The organism is Virgisporangium aurantiacum, from assembly GCF_016863635.1.
Classification (GTDB): domain Bacteria; phylum Actinomycetota; class Actinomycetes; order Mycobacteriales; family Micromonosporaceae; genus Virgisporangium; species Virgisporangium aurantiacum.
Genome location: NZ_BOPG01000008.1, coordinates 21,049 through 36,634, shown reverse-complemented (window position 1 = coordinate 36,634; position 15,586 = coordinate 21,049). Strand labels below are relative to the sequence as shown.

The 15,586-nt window shown below is 71.7% G+C and carries 10 protein-coding genes and 1 pseudogene; 2 read left to right on the top strand and 9 right to left on the bottom strand.

What is annotated here, in order from left to right; all coding sequences use genetic code 11:
• Nucleotides 1-109 precede the first annotated feature (109 nt).
• The 5 genes from Vau01_RS05410 to deoC form a co-directional block, all read right to left on the bottom strand.
• Nucleotides 110-2,554, bottom strand: a complete 2,445-nt coding sequence (locus Vau01_RS05410) for an atrophin-1 family protein (protein WP_239151327.1) — start codon at nt 2,552-2,554, stop codon at nt 110-112.
• A gap of 187 nt (nt 2,555-2,741) precedes the next feature.
• The gene (locus Vau01_RS64530; protein WP_275423917.1) at nt 2,742-4,751 is read right to left on the bottom strand and encodes a SatS C-terminal domain-containing protein; all 2,010 of its coding nucleotides are present in this window, start codon (nt 4,749-4,751) and stop codon (nt 2,742-2,744) included.
• Nucleotides 4,752-4,819: 68 nt separating this feature from the next.
• A complete protein-coding gene (locus Vau01_RS05400) occupies nt 4,820-5,659 on the bottom strand; it encodes an aldehyde dehydrogenase family protein (protein WP_203987956.1) in 840 nt (279 codons plus the stop codon).
• Entirely contained in the window at nt 5,652-7,082 is a 1,431-nt protein-coding gene (locus tag Vau01_RS05395; RefSeq protein ID WP_203987954.1) for an aldehyde dehydrogenase family protein, read from the bottom strand. Before Vau01_RS05395 ends, Vau01_RS05400 begins: the two co-directional genes overlap by 8 nt.
• Nucleotides 7,083-7,084: 2 nt before the next feature.
• The gene (gene deoC, locus Vau01_RS05390) at nt 7,085-8,032 is read right to left on the bottom strand and encodes a deoxyribose-phosphate aldolase (RefSeq protein WP_203987951.1); all 948 of its coding nucleotides are present in this window, start codon (nt 8,030-8,032) and stop codon (nt 7,085-7,087) included.
• A gap of 37 nt (nt 8,033-8,069) precedes the next feature.
• On the opposite strand from deoC, the gene upp reads away from it, so the two are divergent.
• Entirely contained in the window at nt 8,070-8,708 is a 639-nt protein-coding gene (upp, locus tag Vau01_RS05385; protein ID WP_203987949.1) for a uracil phosphoribosyltransferase, read from the top strand.
• A gap of 2 nt (nt 8,709-8,710) precedes the next feature.
• Here upp and Vau01_RS05380 read toward each other — a convergent pair whose 3' ends face one another.
• The 3 genes and pseudogenes from Vau01_RS05380 to Vau01_RS65665 all read right to left on the bottom strand — a co-directional run.
• Nucleotides 8,711-10,345, bottom strand: coding sequence for a phospho-sugar mutase (locus Vau01_RS05380; RefSeq protein WP_239151326.1), 1,635 nt, complete (start codon nt 10,343-10,345; stop codon nt 8,711-8,713).
• Nucleotides 10,346-10,347: 2 nt separating this feature from the next.
• Nucleotides 10,348-10,896, bottom strand: coding sequence for a serine/threonine kinase C-terminal domain-containing protein (locus tag Vau01_RS65670; RefSeq protein ID WP_444546019.1), 549 nt, complete (start codon nt 10,894-10,896; stop codon nt 10,348-10,350).
• Between the two features lie 233 nt (nt 10,897-11,129).
• A pseudogene (locus Vau01_RS65665) lies at nt 11,130-12,390 on the bottom strand (serine/threonine-protein kinase); the annotation flags it as partial.
• Nucleotides 12,391-13,296: 906 nt separating this feature from the next.
• Between Vau01_RS65665 and Vau01_RS05370 the strand changes: the two are divergent.
• Nucleotides 13,297-14,559 carry an amidohydrolase gene (locus Vau01_RS05370; RefSeq protein ID WP_203987945.1) on the top strand — a complete coding sequence of 421 codons (1,263 nt, stop codon included), beginning with the start codon at nt 13,297-13,299 and terminating at the stop codon, nt 14,557-14,559.
• On the opposite strand, the gene Vau01_RS05365 is transcribed toward Vau01_RS05370, so the two are convergent.
• Complete coding sequence (locus Vau01_RS05365) at nt 14,556-15,506, bottom strand: DUF4349 domain-containing protein (protein ID WP_203987942.1); 951 nt, start codon at nt 15,504-15,506, stop codon at nt 14,556-14,558. The genes Vau01_RS05370 and Vau01_RS05365 overlap by 4 nt on opposite strands.
• Between the last annotated feature and the right edge of the window lie 80 nt (nt 15,507-15,586).

Genomic DNA, 15,586 nt, shown 5'->3' with positions numbered 1-15,586 from the left:
TGCTATCCGGGGTCGGTTACGCCGCGTAGTCAAGGAGAGACAAATCGCGCGTATTGCCTAAAAACGAAGCCCGGTCCCTTCTGGGACCGGGCTTCGGCGTTCGTGGATCCTAGCGACGGGCCGAGCGGTAACCGTAGTCGTTGACCGGCGCGGCGGCGAACTCCTCGTCACCGGACGCGTCGCGGCTGAAGTCCCAGCCGACCGACGACTCGCGGCCCGGACGACCGCCGACCGAGAACCCGCCGACCTCCTGGCCGCGCCGGTAGCCGTTGAAGTAGGCACCGGTGTGGGCGGCGATCGCCGCGGCGTCGCGCACGATGCGCAGCGGCCGCTCCTCGATCTCGGGGGTGGCGGACGCCGCCGCCGAGCCGGGCACCAGGTTGCGCTGGGGAACCCGGCGCGGAAGGCCGGCTGTGGTCTCGGCGCCGACGGCCGGGCGGGCCGCCTGCGACGCCGCCTCCCAGCCCGTGTCGGCCGCCGTGACCCACTCGCGTTCCTCTTCGGCCTCGGTGCCGTCGATGAACCACGCCGACCGGCAGGCCGCGAAGATCAGCAGATCGTCGTCGTCGGCGTTGGTCTCAACCGGCGCCTCACCCAGGTGGTCGACACCGACGCTGGCGCTGGCGGACACCCGGGTGTGCCGGTTGGCCTGCTCCGAGGCGGACGGCACGAGCCGCAGCGTCGGCGGGTCGAACCGGTCGTCGTGAGGGTCGTTGAGCGGGCGGTTGCCCGACAACGCGGGATCGGCCAGCGGGGCCGGCTCGACGAGGCGCAGGGTCGGCGGCTCGACCGGCAGGTCGTCGGACTGCCACGGCGGCTTGACGCGTCCCTCGCGCTGACGCGGTACGTCGGCGGCACCGGTACCGGACACCAACGGGTACGAGCCGCTGGCCTCCTCGTCTGGCTCGCCGTTGAGCGGCCAGTTGCCGCGTGACCCGGGTGCGTGCACCTCGGGCGAGAGCCGCGGCATCGGCGGCGACGGCTGGTGGTGTGCCGGCGGTTGCGCGCCGAACCGCTCGTCGGTGGTCACCTGGCTGAACGGCGCGGGCGGCTGCGGTATCGCCGGGAACTGCCCGGTGGCGGGTTGCCCGGCGAACGTGGACGTGTTGTCGGACCCGTAGGTCGGCTGTCCCGCGAACGTCGAGGTGTTGTCGGAGCCGTAGGTGGGCTGCCCCGCGAACGTGGACGTGTTGTCGGACCCGAAGGACCTGTTCGGCTGCCCGGCGAACGTCGACGTGTTGTCGGACCCGAAGGTCGACTGCCCCGCGAACGTCGAGGTGTTGTCGGACCCGAACGCCGGCCGGCTCTGCCGCGTGCTCGGCGGGATCGCCGTGGGCATCGACGACGGGACGGGCCGCCGGGGCAGTTCGGTGGTCGGCTGGCCGCGCTCTTCGTTGTTACCGGGGTCGACCGGACGGGCAGCCGGCACCTGGATCATGCCGGAGCCGGGGAACGACGCGGCCGGCTGATAGGGGGCCGGCGACACCGGCTCGGGCTGGTACGGAGCCGTCTCGCCCAGGCCGCTGTTGCCGTTGCCGTTCCCGTTGCTGTGACCGTTGCCGAAGCCGTTCGACACGACCCGCAGCGGCGGCGGTTGAGCCGGCGCCTGCGGCGCGCCGAACCCGGCGCCGAGGTGCCGGGGGGCCTCGTAGGCCGGCTGCTCCACCGGACGCACCGGCGGGGCCATCCGGTCGGCGATGACGCCGACGAGCGCCTCGCTGGCGCCGTCGAAGCAGCGGACCGAGGCAACCGCCTGCTTGACGGTCTCGGCCACCGCCGAGGTCATGGCGCGGGTGACACCGGCGCGCCGGGGCGTCTCGGCGATCGCGACCCGCAGCGCGGTAACAGCTTCGTCGAGGATCTCCCGCTCGGCGACCCCCGCGTCGACGAGTGCGGCGACGACCTCGCCTTCCTGCACCCGTCCGGCCGAGGCGTTGACGAGTTGGCTGGGCTCCGGCAGGGCCTGCAGCACCGCGAGCGACACCGGCTCGGCCGGGTCGGCATAGGCGCGCAGCGCGGCCGGGTACAACTCGCGGAGCACCTCGCGCAGCGTTCCGGCCGCCTGCTGCCGGCCGGTGACGATCGCGGCGTGCGCCGTGAGCAATGGCTTGAGGTTGAACATCTCCGGCGGCGTGGCCTGGGGGACGGCCTGCAGCACGCCGGCCTGCAACGCGCGCGCCAGCCCGATCGCCCGGCGCTCCGCCGGGCCGGACCGGATCTCGTCGGGCGAGCCGTCGTCGGCGAACCGCTCGGCGAAGTCGTCGGCCGAGTCGGGACCGGCGTAGGCCATGTAACGGCCGGCGGCGGTGAGTAACTGGGTGACGGCATGATCGTTGTTGGCAGTAGCGACCGCCACCGCTGCCGGACCATCACCCCGCTGGGCGAACAGAGCACACAACTCCGCGTACCCGCCGGGGTCGTCGGTGATCTCGCATATGTCGAGCAGCCGGCCGGCGTCGTCGACGATCGAGACCGTCAACCAGTTCTGCGCCTCCGGTGCGAGCGCAGGACCGTCTGCCGACGCCAGTCCGCAGTAGACCCGAACGAGCGTCACCGCGTGCTCCTCCTCCCGGGACCGAGTGCATGAGCTCTTTCAACCTGGCCGGTGCGTCCCCCCACCAACCAGGCCTACCCAGGAGGCAGGGCCAAACAACAGCCACTATTCACGGTTGTGACCCTGCTGACGATCACCCGTTACGGCGCAATGGCATGCTCACCGAATGATGCTCCCTGGTTAGGGGTCACTCGCGCCAGTCCACGACCGATGAGATCTTGCCAATTATCGTGCGCCAGCCTAGCGCGGTCTGTTGCGTGACGATTTTTCGCAGTTTGCGCCGTGCGAAGAAGCCACGAATTCCGCCACTGCTATCGGCCTTGCGCACCGCTTCGTCGAGATCGTCGAGTGGCGTTCCCGGGCCGAGTGCGGTGATGACCGCTTCGAGCCGGGTGGCGTACGCGATGTCACGGGTGATCTCGCCGGCCTGAATCAACAGCGTGTAATCGAGCGAGTCCGCTCCGCCGCGAAGATTGTCGACGACGAGGTCGAGCTCGTATTTGTCGGCGGGGTCGGGAACGATGTGGTCGGCCGTGATCCGCTCGCGTAGGTCGGCCCAGGTGTCGAGCTGAGCGAGATCGTGGTCGTCGCTGGCCTTGACGTACTCGACGAGCTGGTCGGCGGTGCTGAAGACGAAGACCTTGCCGCGCCGGCCGAGGAAGACCGGAACCTCCTCCGCGGCGGGCTTCACCTCGACGTCGTCATCGTCCTCGTCGTCGTCAGCGTCGTCGTCATCGGAATCGTCGGACGCGGTCGGCTCGTCGTCCTCGTCTTCGTCCTCATCGTCTTCGTCTTCGTCGTCTTCATCGTCGTCATCGTCCGCTTCCGCGTCGATGTCGTCGTCGTCCTCGTCTTCGTCGTCGAGGTCGTCGTCGTCGTCCTCGTCGGCATCGTCGTCGTAGTCGAGGTCGTCGTCGCGGTCGCTCTTGGTGCGGGTCTTCGTGACCGGACCGGCCTCCAGACCGAGGGCGGCGACCAGTTCCTCCTCCGCGACGAGGTCGGAATCGGCCTCGTCTTCATCGTCGAGGAAACCGGCGAACTCGTCTTCACGCTCGTCGACCTCGACCGCCGCGAGCTCGTCGGACATCCGGTAGGCCCGCAGCGTGTACCCGACGCCCTTGGGCAGGGCCAGCTCCACCGGCGCGACCTTGACGTCCGACCAGAACTCGGCGGCGGCCGCCGCGAGTTCGGGATCCTCCTCGTCGAGCTCGGCTTCGTCGGCCTCGTCGGCTTCGACGTCGGCCTCGACCGGATCGATGTCGACCTCGTCGTCGATGTCTTCCAGCTCGGGCGGGGCCTCGACCACCGAGTCCTGCTTGCGGAGGGCCGGCTTCGTGGCCGCCACCGGCGCGTCGGCCGGCTTCGCGACCTCGGCGGGCTCGACGTCGACCGGCGTCACATCGACGGGCTCGACATCGACCGGCTCCACGGTGACCGGTTCGAGGTCGACCGGTTCGTCCACCACGGGTGGCGGGGGAGGCGTGGCCTTCTTCGCGGGAGTCGTCTTCCGGGCGGCGGGAGCCCGCTTCACGGGTGCGGCCTTTGCCGGCGGCGCGGCCTTCGCGGCGGCGGCGCCAGCTGCGGTGCCAGACACGGCCTTCGCGGCGGTGCCAGGTGCGGCTTTCGCGGCGGTGCCCGATGCGGTGCCAGGCGCGGCCTTCGCGGCCGTGCCGGGCGCGGTGCCCGATGCGGCGCCAGGTGCGGCTTTCGCAGCGGCGGTGCCGGGCGCGGCTTTCGCTGCCGCGGTGCCAGCGGCCCTGGCCGGCGTGCTCTTCGCCGTGGACGGCATTGCCTGCCCCACGGCTGGCGTGGTCTTCTTCGCCGGAGCGGCCTTTCTCGGGGTGGTCTTGCGGGCCGGCGTCCGCTTGGCCGGGGCGCTGGTGGCAGCGGCGTCCGAGGGTTGGGCGTCGGCCGGTTCGGCGTCGGCCGGTTCGGCGTCGGCCGGTTCGGCCCCGGCAGGCTCGGCGCCCGCCACCGGCTCGAGGCCGGGGGAAGCAGGGGCGGGAGAGGCCGGGTCGGGGGCGACCGTGGCCGCGGGGGTCTCGCCCGCGGCGTCGGCTGTCGTCGGGTCGACGGGGTCGACCGGCTCGACCGGGGGCTTACCGGTGGCTTTCGCCGCCGGTCGGCTGGAAGCCGGCCGTGCCCCGCGGGGGCCAGTGTTGCGGGAGCTGCTCGATCCGGACCGCTGGCGGGCCACGTCGACCTCCGGGTTGGCATACGTCGCTACAAAGCGATGACCACCCTAGCCGGGCGAGCTGCGTCTCGTTACACCCCCTTGGGGTGCCACACCGTCTTGGTCTCCAGGAAGGCGGTCATGCGCCCGGTACCGGGGTCGTCGGACCAGTCGACGGGCGCCGGGCGCAGGACGCGCTTCAGGTTCTCGGCGGCGTCGCGCTCCAGGTCAGCGGCGAGCGACGCGTCTTCCACGCCGGCCAGGTCGAGCGCGTTGACGTCCATGTGCGACGCCAGCCACGGCGCCATCTCGGCGACGCGGCCCGTCAACAGATTCACCACGCCACCCGGGAGATCGGACGTCGCGAGCACCTCGGCCAGCGTCACCGCCGGCAACGGGTTCTCCTCCGCGGCGAGCACCACCACCGTGTTGCCGGTGACGATCGCCGGCGCCACCACGCTCACCAGCCCGAGCAACGGGTCGGCCGGCGCCACCACGCCCACCACGCCGGTGGCCTCCGGCGCCGAGATGTTGAAGTACGGGCCGGCCACCGGGTTCGCCCCGCCGTAGACCGTGGCGATCTTGTCGGACCAGCCGGCGTACCAGACCCACCGGTCGATCGCCTCGTCGACCGTGGCCGCCGGCACGCCGTACGCCACGAACTGCTCGCGCCGGCCCTCGAGCAGCTCGGCCACGCGGTAGAGGATCTGGCCGCGGTTGTAGGCCGTCGCCCTGGCCCAGCCGGAAGAGGCCGCCCGGGCCGCGCGCACCGCGTCGCGAACATCTTTACGGGACGCGAGAGCAGCGTTCGCCACGAAGTCGCCTGCCGCCGACCGCACCGGATACGACCTCCCCGACTCGCTCCGGGGGAACGCCCCACCGATGAACAGTTTGTAGGTCTTGCGAACAGCAAGACGGACCGACTCAGGCAAGGTAGGCCTCCAACCCGTGCCGGCCGCCCTCGCGCCCGTAACCCGACTCCTTGTACCCACCGAACGGCGACGTGGGGTCGAACTTGTTGAACGTGTTCGCCCACACCACGCCGGCCCGCAGCTTGTCGGCCATCGACAGGATGCGGGAGCCCTTCTCCGTCCACACGCCGGCCGACAGGCCGTACGGCGTGTTGTTGGCCTTCTCGACGGCCTCGGCGGGCGTGCGGAACGTGAGCACCGACAGCACCGGTCCGAAGATCTCCTCGCGCGCGATGCGGTGCGCCTGCGAGACGCCCGTGAAGATCGTCGGCGCGAACCAGAAGCCCCGGTCGGGAAGTTCGCACGGCGGCGACCAGATCTCCGCGCCCTCGGCGGACCCGGCCTCCGACAACTCCTTGATGCGGGCCAGCTGGGCGGCCGAGTTGATCGCTCCGACGTCGGTGTTCTTGTCGAGCGGGTCGCCGACGCGCAGCTGCGCCATCCGGCGTTTCAGGGAATCCAGGACCTCCTCGGCCACCGATTCCTGGACGAGCAACCGCGACCCGGCGCAGCACACGTGTCCCTGGTTGAAGAAGATCCCGTTGACGATGCCCTCGACCGCCTGGTCGATCGGCGCGTCGTCGAACACGATGTTGGCGGCCTTGCCGCCGAGTTCGAGGGTGAGCTTCTTGCGGCTGCCGGCCACCGACCGGGCGATCTGGCGGCCCACGTCGGTGGACCCGGTGAACGCGACCTTGTCGACGTCGGGGTGCTCGACCAGCAGCCGGCCCGTGTCGCCCGCGCCGGTGATGATGTTGACCGTGCCCGGCGGCAGCTCGGCCTGCTGGCAGATCTCGGCGAACAGCAGCGCGGTGAGCGGCGTGGTCTCGGCCGGCTTGAGCACCACCGTGTTGCCGGCGGCCAGCGCCGGCGCGATCTTCCACGCCAGCATCAGCAGCGGGAAGTTCCACGGGATGACCTGCGCGGCCACGCCCAGCGGCCGCGGTGACGGCCCGAAACCGGCGTACGGGAGCTTGTCGGCCCAGCCGGCGTAGTAGAAGAAATGCGCGGCGACGAGCGGGATGTCGACGTCGCGCGACTCGCGGATCGGCTTGCCGTTGTCGAGCGACTCCAGCACCGCGAGCTCGCGGGCGCGTTCCTGGATGATCCGGGCGATCCGGAACAGGTACTTCGCGCGATCGCGCGCTGGTAGGCGTCCCCACGATGTTTCGAAGGCGCGGCGCGCGGCCGCGACCGCCAGCTCGACATCCGCGGACGCCGCCGCCGTGACCTCGGCCAGCACTTCCTCGGTGGCCGGGTTGACGGTCTTGAACGCCTCGCCGCCCTTGGAGTCGACGAACGCGCCGTCGATGAACAGGCCGTAGGACTCGCGGACGTCGACGACGGAGCGGGACTCGGGTGCGGGTGCGTACTCGAAGGCCATGATCAGTCCAGGGTGACGTAGTCGGGGCCCGAGTAGCGGCCGGTGGCCATCTTGGCCCGTTGCATGAGCAGGTCGTTGAGCAGCGTCGACGCGCCGAAGCGGAACCTGTCGGGGTGCAGCCACTCGTCGCCGGCGGTCTCGTTGACCATGACCAGGTACTTGATCGCGTCTTTCGCGGTGCGGATGCCGCCGGCCGGCTTGACGCCGATGGTGGTGCCGGTGAGCGCCTTGAAGTCGCGCACCGCCTCCAGCATCACCAGCGTGACCGGCAGCGTCGCGGCGGGCTGCACCTTGCCGGTGGACGTCTTGATGAAGTCGCCGCCGGCGAGCATGCCGAGCCAGGACGCGCGGCGCACGTTGTCGTAGGTGGCCAGCTCGCCCGTCTCCAGGATGACCTTGAGATGGGCGGAGCCGCAGGCCTCCTTGACCGCCGCGATCTCCTCGTAGACCTCCAGGTAGCGGCCGGACAGGAACGCGCCCCGGTTGATCACCATGTCGATCTCGTCGGCGCCCGCCTTGACGGCGGCCCTGGTGTCGGCGAGCTTGATCTCCAGCGGCGCCTGACCGGACGGGAACGCGGTGGCGACCGACGCGATATGGATCTTGCTACCGCGCAGCGCCTCGACGGCCGTGGCCACCATCGACGGGTACACGCAGATCGCGGCCACCGGCGGGCAGTCTGCGTCGGTGGGATCGGGCCGCCGGCCCTTCGCACAGAGCGCCTTGACCTTGCCGGGCGTGTCGGAGCCTTCGAGCGTGGTGAGGTCGACCATGCGGATCGCGAGGTCGAGCGCCCACGCCTTGGACGTGGTCTTGATCGACCGGGTACCGAGCATCGCGGCCCGCTGCTCCGCACCGACCTGGTCGACACCGGGCAGGCCGTGCAGAAACGCGCGTAACGCGGTCGTGGACCGGGCGACCTCGGCCAGGGGAGGCACCGTTGCCGTCATGCGCCGAGCTTATCGGCTTTCCAGTAGGTTGAGCGCCGTGGACGTTCTTGTGGTCGATCACCCCCTGGTCCGGTCCCGGCTGACCGACATGCGTGACGCGCGTACCGATTCGGCGTCGTTCCGGGCAGCCCTGCACGAACTGACCACCATGCTCGTGTACGAGGCCGCGCGGCTGTTCCCGGTCGAGGAGTACGCGATCATGACGCCGGTCGGGCCGACCGAGGGTGCCCGCGTCGCCAACCCGCCGCTGCTCGTGCCGGTGCTGCGGGCCGGGCTGGGCATGGCCGACGCGGCGTTGGCGCTGTTGCCGGAGTCGTCGATGGGGTTCGTGGGGCTGGCCCGCGACGAGGAGACGTTCGAGCCGCGCGCCTACCTGGAGTCGCTGCCCACCGACCTGGCCGGCAAGCCCGTGCTGGTGCTCGACCCGATGCTCGCCACCGGCGGCTCGCTGGTGCACTGCTGCCGGCTGATCGCCGACCGGGGCTGCACCGACATCATCGTCGTGTGCGCGCTGGCGGCGCCGGAGGGCGTCGCGCGGCTGGAGGGCTCCGGGCTGCCGTTGCGCCTGGTGACCGCGTCGATCGACGAGGGCCTGAACGACAAGGCGTTCATCGTGCCGGGCCTCGGTGACGCGGGCGACCGCCAGTTCGGCGGCATGCCCCGTTTCCACGAGTAGAGCTACGGGCTGATCAGGCCCAACGCGGCCGCCACCTCGGCGCGGAGCGCCGACAGGGCAGCGGAAGCGCGTTCCCGGGCGGCGGGAACGTCGCCGTCGACGACGTCCTCGACGACCTCCAGGTAGGCCTTGAGCTTCGGCTCGGTGCCGGACGGGCGCACCACCGCCCGCGCGCTCGCCGTGCGCAGCGTCAGCACGTCGGCGTCGGGCAGCAGGTCGTCGGTGTCCGAGACCGGCTCGTCGAGCAGCGAGGCCGGCGGCCGGCGGCGGATGCGGGCCATCGCCCGGGTGATGTCGGCGAGGTCGGTGACCCGCACCGACAGCTGGTCGGTGGCGTAGACGCCGAACTCGCGGGCGAGGTCGTCGAGCCGGTCGGCGAGCGTGCGCCCCTCGGCCTTCAACCCGGCGGCCAGCTCGCACACCAGCAGCGCCGCGGAGATGCCGTCCTTGTCGAGCACCAACGACGGGGCGACGCAGTACCCGAGCGCCTCCTCGTACCCGAAGACCAGGTCGGCGCCGGCGCGCACGATCCACTTGAACCCGGTGAGCGTCTCGCCGTAGGCGTGGCCACGAGCGGCGCACAACGCCTTGAGCAGCGCCGACGACACGATGGTGGTGGCGTAGCGCCCCGCCGCGCCGCGCCGCATCAGGTGGTCGGCGAGCAGCGCGCCTACCTCGTCGCCGCGCAGCATCCGCCAGCCCTCGCCGGCGGAGCCGGCAGTGCCGGCGCTGCCGGCCGGGATCGCGACGGCGCACCGGTCGGCGTCGGGGTCGTTGGCGATCGCCAGGTCGGCGCCGGTCTTCGACGCGAGCGCCGTGACCAGGTCCATCGCGCCGGGCTCTTCCGGGTTCGGGAACGCCACGGTCGGGAAGTCGGGGTCGGGCTCGGCCTGCTCCGGCACGGTTGCCGGCGCCGCGAACCCGGCCTTCTCCAGCGCCGCGGCGAGCACAGGCGCGCCGACACCGTGCAAGGGCGTATACGAGACGGTGAGAGCACGCGGACCGTCGCCCACCAGCGCCGCCACCGCGGCGACGTACGCCTCGATCAGAGACTCCGGGACGACCTCGCCCTCGTCGCCCAGCGGCACCTCGGACAGCCGGCCGACCGCCCGGATGGCCGCCTCGATCTCGGCGTCGGCGGGCGGCACCAGTTGCGCGCCGTCGGCCAGGTAGACCTTGTAGCCGTTGTCCTGGGGCGGGTTGTGGCTCGCCGTCACCATGACGCCGGCCGCGGCGCCCACCGTGCGCACCGCGTAGGCGAGAACCGGCGTCGGCAGCGGCCGGGGGAGCACCAGCGCCGCCCGCTTCGCTCCGGTGGCGACGCGCGCGGTCTCGGCGGCGAACTCACGGGACCCGTGCCGCGCGTCGAACCCGATCACCAGCGGACCCTCGACGCCGCGGGCGGCGAGCCAGGCCACCAGCCCCGCCGCCGCCTGCCGCACGACGGCCCGGTTCATGCCGTTCGGCCCGGCCCGCAGCGGGCCACGCAGGCCGGCCGTGCCGAACCGCAGCGGCCCGGCGAACCGGTCGGCGAGGTCGGCTTCGTTCCCGGACGCGATGGCCGCGCGAAGCTCGTCGCGGCTGGCCGGATCGGGGTCGTCGGAGAGCCACCGGTCGGCGGCGGAACGGAGATCCACGGTCAACTTCCGAGGCGGTACGACCGCACCATCTCGTCGTAGATTGCCTTGCTGTCGGCGAACTTCCCGCCGGGGACGGTCAGGAAGAAGTGGAACACCTTGCCGTTCTGGACGGTGAACCGCCAGATGCCGTGCCGGGCGGTGGCGCCGTTGCCGCAGGTGTACTCGAGCTCGGCCGCGCCCTGGCCGGCGAGCTTGATGTCGGCGCTGTCGCGCAGGCCGACGCGCTGGTACGGCGCCTCGCACGAGCCCGTGTTGTTCTTGAGGTAGCCCTCGGCGACGCCCGCGAAGCTCGCCGCCGTTCCGCCGGTGGGCTCGATGTTGAACCGGATCCGGCGGTTGTTGTCCTGCGGGTCGAGGTAGTCGATGTAGGAGCCGTTCGTCGGCTTCCGCTGGGTCCAGTCCTTCGGGACGTTGACCGTGAAGCCGCGCGAGTCGTGGTACTCCTGCGTCGCGAACGCCGGGCCCGACGGCGTGGGCGAGCCGGTGGCCCGCGCGTGCCCGCTGCTGCCGCCCGGCCACAGCGCGATGACGCCGATGAGGCCGATCACGAGCACCAGCGCGACGCCGGCGGCGACCGCGATCTGGACGCCCCTGGGCTGGCGGCGGAGCGTCTGCGCGGCCGGGCCGGCGAGCTGCGCGACGGCGGTGACGGCCGTGCTCGCCGCCGCACCGACGGTGCCCTGGCTGGCCTCGGGTCCGCTGGCCCGCGCGTGCCGGCCGCCCGGCAGGCGGGTGGCCGTGTACTCGGTGGGCGAGCCGACCGGCTGGGTCGGGATGGCGCCGAACGGCACGCCGGGGTGCCCGGCGCCGCCGACCGGCTGGCCCGGGCCGCCGCGGGGCAGCACGTCGACGTCGAGCCCGGTGACCCCGCTGCCGGTGTCGCTGTCGTCGAAGACGGGGATGCTGGCGCTGGTCTCGTCGCGGGCCGCCCGGCGGCGCTGGACCGGCGGCGTCGACGGCGGCATCGGCCCGGGCAGCGGGCCCGGCCCGCCGGAAACGGGACCACCCGGCAGGCCCGACACCGGACCCGCGGGCTGCGGGGTGTTCGGCAGCTCGCGGCGGCGCCGCGCGTCGTCGATGGTTTCGCCCGGCGCGAGCATCGCGCGGCCGCCGATCTGTCCGCTGGCCGTCGGCGCGGGCGGCGGGGTGAACGGCGCCGGCCGGACGACCGCGTACGGGTCGGTGAAGTGCGTGGTCGGGTTGCTGGCGAGCGGGCCGACCAGGAGCTCCCGCAGCACCGAGCGGGCCGTCTCGACGTCCCACCGCCGGTCGGGGTTCTTCTCCAGCAGCCCGTAGAGGACGCCGGACAGCGCACCGGCGCGCATCGCCGGCGCCGGGGCCTCCTCGACCACCGCCCGCATCGTCTCGAACGGGTCGGGCTTGTCGAACGGGGGCCGGCCCTCGACCGCGGTGTAGAGCGTGACCCCGAGCGAGAACAGGTCGCTCGGGGGCCCGAAACTGGCGCCGACGGCGCGCTCGGGCGAGATGAAGTGCGGCGACCCGAGCACCATGCCGGGCGAGGTCAGCTCGGCGTCGGTGGGCATCCGGGCGACGCCGAAGTCGGTGAGCACGCACCGCCCGTCGGAGCTGATGAGGACGTTGGCCGGCTTCACGTCGCGGTGCAGCACCTTGGCGGCGTGGGCCACCTCCAGCGCGCCGAGCAGCGCGATGCCGATCTTCGCGACCGCGCGCGGCGCCAGCGGACCGTCTTCGACGATCATCTCGGCCAGGCTGCGGGCGTTGAGCAGTTCCATGACGATCCACGGCCGGCCGGCGTCGGTGACGACGTCGTAGACCTGCACCACGGCGGGGTGGCTCAGGGCGGCGGCGGCCCGCGCCTCGCGCAGCGTGCGCTGGTACATCTGGTCGCGGTCGGCCGGTGCGAGCCCCGGCGGCAGCACGACCTCCTTCACGGCGACGTCGCGCCGGAGGACGGTGTCGGTGGCGCGCCAGACCGTGCCCATGCCGCCGTGCCCGATCGCGGTGCGCAGCGCGTACCGGCCGCCGATGACGGTGCCCGGAGCGCCACGCTGGGACGGCACGGGGCCGCCCGGTGTCGCGGGTAAGTCGGGCCCCGAACCGGGGGTGGAGCCGGCAGCCGCCGACGCCTGATTCGGGGATCCACCCGCGCCGACCTGACCCGCTGAGTTCGGGCCGGCCGGGGAACCGGGGGCGGGCAGGGGTTCACCGTGCCACGTCATCGTCACTGGCTCGCGCACCGTCGCAGGAGGGGGTCATTGGGACGGTTCACCCTAACCCGCGGAAGGCCTCCCAATGAAGGAAGGAGGGCCGTGGGGTGTCGGTCTTGTCCCAATCGTGAGGTACGAAATGCAGGCGGCGGCGCAGGCGCCATACTCGGGAACTCCATGTCGCAAACTTCCGGAAATCGAGACAAAAGACACTCGACGGGCGGAAGATTGAACTGGCTCCAATCGGGAAATGCTTTATAAGAGCTTCGTTGACTTTGAAGTTTGTCTTAATGGTCGTCCGACGATGCGTCCATTGGCGGAGCCGTCGGCGTCTAGAAGTCGTATGCCGTCGGGTCGTCCAGCCGACCCCGTCGGCGGCGGAGGTGACGGACGATGTGTGCGCCGGTCAGACACGGGTTCGTGCCAGTCTGCGGTCAAGGTCATCACCCTGCGTCCAGCAGGGGCCATCCTTTCTGTCTTGATCCGCGAATAGCAATGACGGCGAGTAGTGGCGAGAAGACCGCGCCGTGACCCGGGAACCCGTCACACGTTGTAGGAGGTGTGTGGCACATGTCGGTGCCGTGGAATGCGACACTGGCTGCGCCTACGCCCTCAAACAGCCCTCACCAGGCGAAATGTGACACAGTGCGATCCACTGGTCACGAGAATGATGTTGCGCTCCGTTACCAAGACGGGGCTACGCTGTCGGAGACGCGCACGGGGCGCGTTGCTCACATAGACCGAGAACGAGAACTCACCGTGACGAGTGCTCTGTCGTTACCGAGTAACAGTTCGTTGACGTCGTCCTGGCCGGAAACGCCAGTCGGCGCCGACCCGCTACCCGGCCAGCTCGACCGCTGGCTAGCCTCCCGCGGGGCCGAACTGGTAGCCGTTCGCCGTCACATTCACGCTCACCCGGAGCTGTCTCACCAGGAGTTCGAGACGGCGGCACTGGTGGCGCGGGAACTGAAGCTGGCCGGCCTTTCACCGAAGATGCTGCCCAAGGGCAACGGCGTCATCTGTGACATTGGCGTCGGCGATCACGTCATCGCGCTTCGCGCCGATCTTGACGCGCTGCCGCTTCCCGACACCAAGGACGTGCCGTACCGGTCCACGGTCGAGAACGTGACCCACGCCTGCGGCCACGACGTGCACACCACCGTGCTGCTCGGAACCGGTCTCGCGCTGGCCAAGCTGGCCGAGCGCAACGAGCTGCCCGGCCGGGTGCGGCTGCTGTTCCAGCCGGCCGAGGAGAACATGCCGTCCGGCGCGCCCGAGGTCATCGCCGCCGGCGGGCTGCGCGACGTCGCCGCGATCTACGCGCTGCACTGCGCGCCGCTGCTGCCGGTCGGGCTGGTCGGGGTGCGCTCCGGCCCGTTCACCGCGGCCGCCGACAAGATCGAGGTCCGGATCACCGGGCGCGGTGGGCACACTGCCCGCCCGCACCTCACCTCCGACCTGGTGCACGCGCTGGGCCGGGTGATCGTCGACGTCCCATCGCTGCTCGACCGCCGGGTCGACGCCCGCGCGGGTGTCTCGATGGTCTGGGGTGCCGTGCACTCCGGCGACGCCGCCAACACCATCCCCGGCGAGGGTGTGGTCCGCGGCACCGTGCGGGTGCTCAACCGGGACGCCTGGCGCGAGGTGCCGAACCTGCTCACCGAGCTGGTGCACAGCGTCGTCGCCGGCACCGGCGCGGAGGTCGAGGTCAAGTACACCCGGGGCGTGCCGCCGGTGGTCAACGACCGGCTCGCCACCGCGATCGTCGCCGGTGCCGCGGGTGCGGCTCTCGGCCCCGAGCGCGTGGTCGAGGCCGAGATCAGCATGGGCGGCGAGGACTTCTCGTTCTACCTGGAGCAGGTGCCCGGCACGATGATCCGGCTGGGCTGCGGCATCCCGGGGTCCGACCAGAAGTTCGACATCCACCAGTCGGCGTTCGACGTCGACGAGCGGTCGATCGGATACGGCGTCCGGGTCATGGTCCACACGGCGCTGGCCGCTCTCTCCGCCGGAGCGTTCTAACTCTCGTCGGTGGCGGCTGCGCCCGCAGGTACCGGCTGCGCGCGATCGTTGCGCGCCGCCGACCGGCGGAGCAGCACCACCAGGATGAGCACCGGCACGCCGAGCATGATGAACCACGGCAGCAGCGCGCCGACGACGGTCAGCAGCACGTTCAACGACGCGGTGAACGAGTCCCAGCCGCCCTTGAAGCCGGCCAGGAACCCGGAGTCGTCCTCTTTCTTCGGCTCCTCGACGGGGCCGTTGCGGGTGAACTGGGCCGTGATCGTCGACAGCGCGGTGAGGCTGGTCAGCTTGTTCAGCCGGGCCTTCAGCGACTCCAGTTCGGCCTCGCGCTTGGCCACCTCGGACTCCAGCGACACGATCTCGCCCAGCGTCGTCGCCCGGGCCAGCAGGGCGCGCACGCGGTCGACGCTGGCCGTCGCCGTCGCCACCCGCGACTGGACGTCGACCACCTGCTCGGTGACGTCCTCCGTCTTCACCTCGCGGTTCAGCTCCTTGCCGAGCTTGCCCAGCGACGTCATGACGTCACCGAACTTGGCCGACGGCACCCGCAGCGTCACGGTGGCCTCGGCCCGGTCGCCGGCGCTGGTCCGGTTGTCGCCGCCGACCACACCGCCGGCCGTGCGGGCCGCGGCGATCGCGGCGTCGGCAGCCTCGTTGACGTTGGCCGGCTCGACCGAGATGTGGCCGGTGTAGATGATCGACCGCTCGTCGGGCGGAAGCTCCACCGGCGCGCGGGCCGGTGCGTTGGTGCCCGCCGCGTTCTCGCCGGTGCCGCCCGCGGCGTCCTTCGCGGCGTTCGGATCGCCCGGCTGGGCCGCCGGAGCGCCGGCGGTGCTCGCCGAGTCCTTGTCGGCGCTGCTGCCGCAGCCGGCGGCGACGAGCGCGGCCAACAGCCCGATGCTGAGTGCTCCGGCGACCCGCCGCAGCGATTGCCTGCCTGTCATCTATGCCTCCGGTAGGTTTCAGTTTCTGGCCACTGGGACGTGCGGGTGGAGCGGGTCGGTTCCACCCGGTAGGTCACGGT

Coding starts and splice junctions, on each gene's coding strand:
- Vau01_RS05395 (WP_203987954.1), bottom strand. CDS start 7,082: ATGGCCTTCGAGTACGCACCCGCACCCGAGTCCCGCTCCGTCGTCGAC.
- deoC (WP_203987951.1), bottom strand. CDS start 8,032: ATGACGGCAACGGTGCCTCCCCTGGCCGAGGTCGCCCGGTCCACGACC.
- Vau01_RS05365 (WP_203987942.1), bottom strand. CDS start 15,506: ATGACAGGCAGGCAATCGCTGCGGCGGGTCGCCGGAGCACTCAGCATC.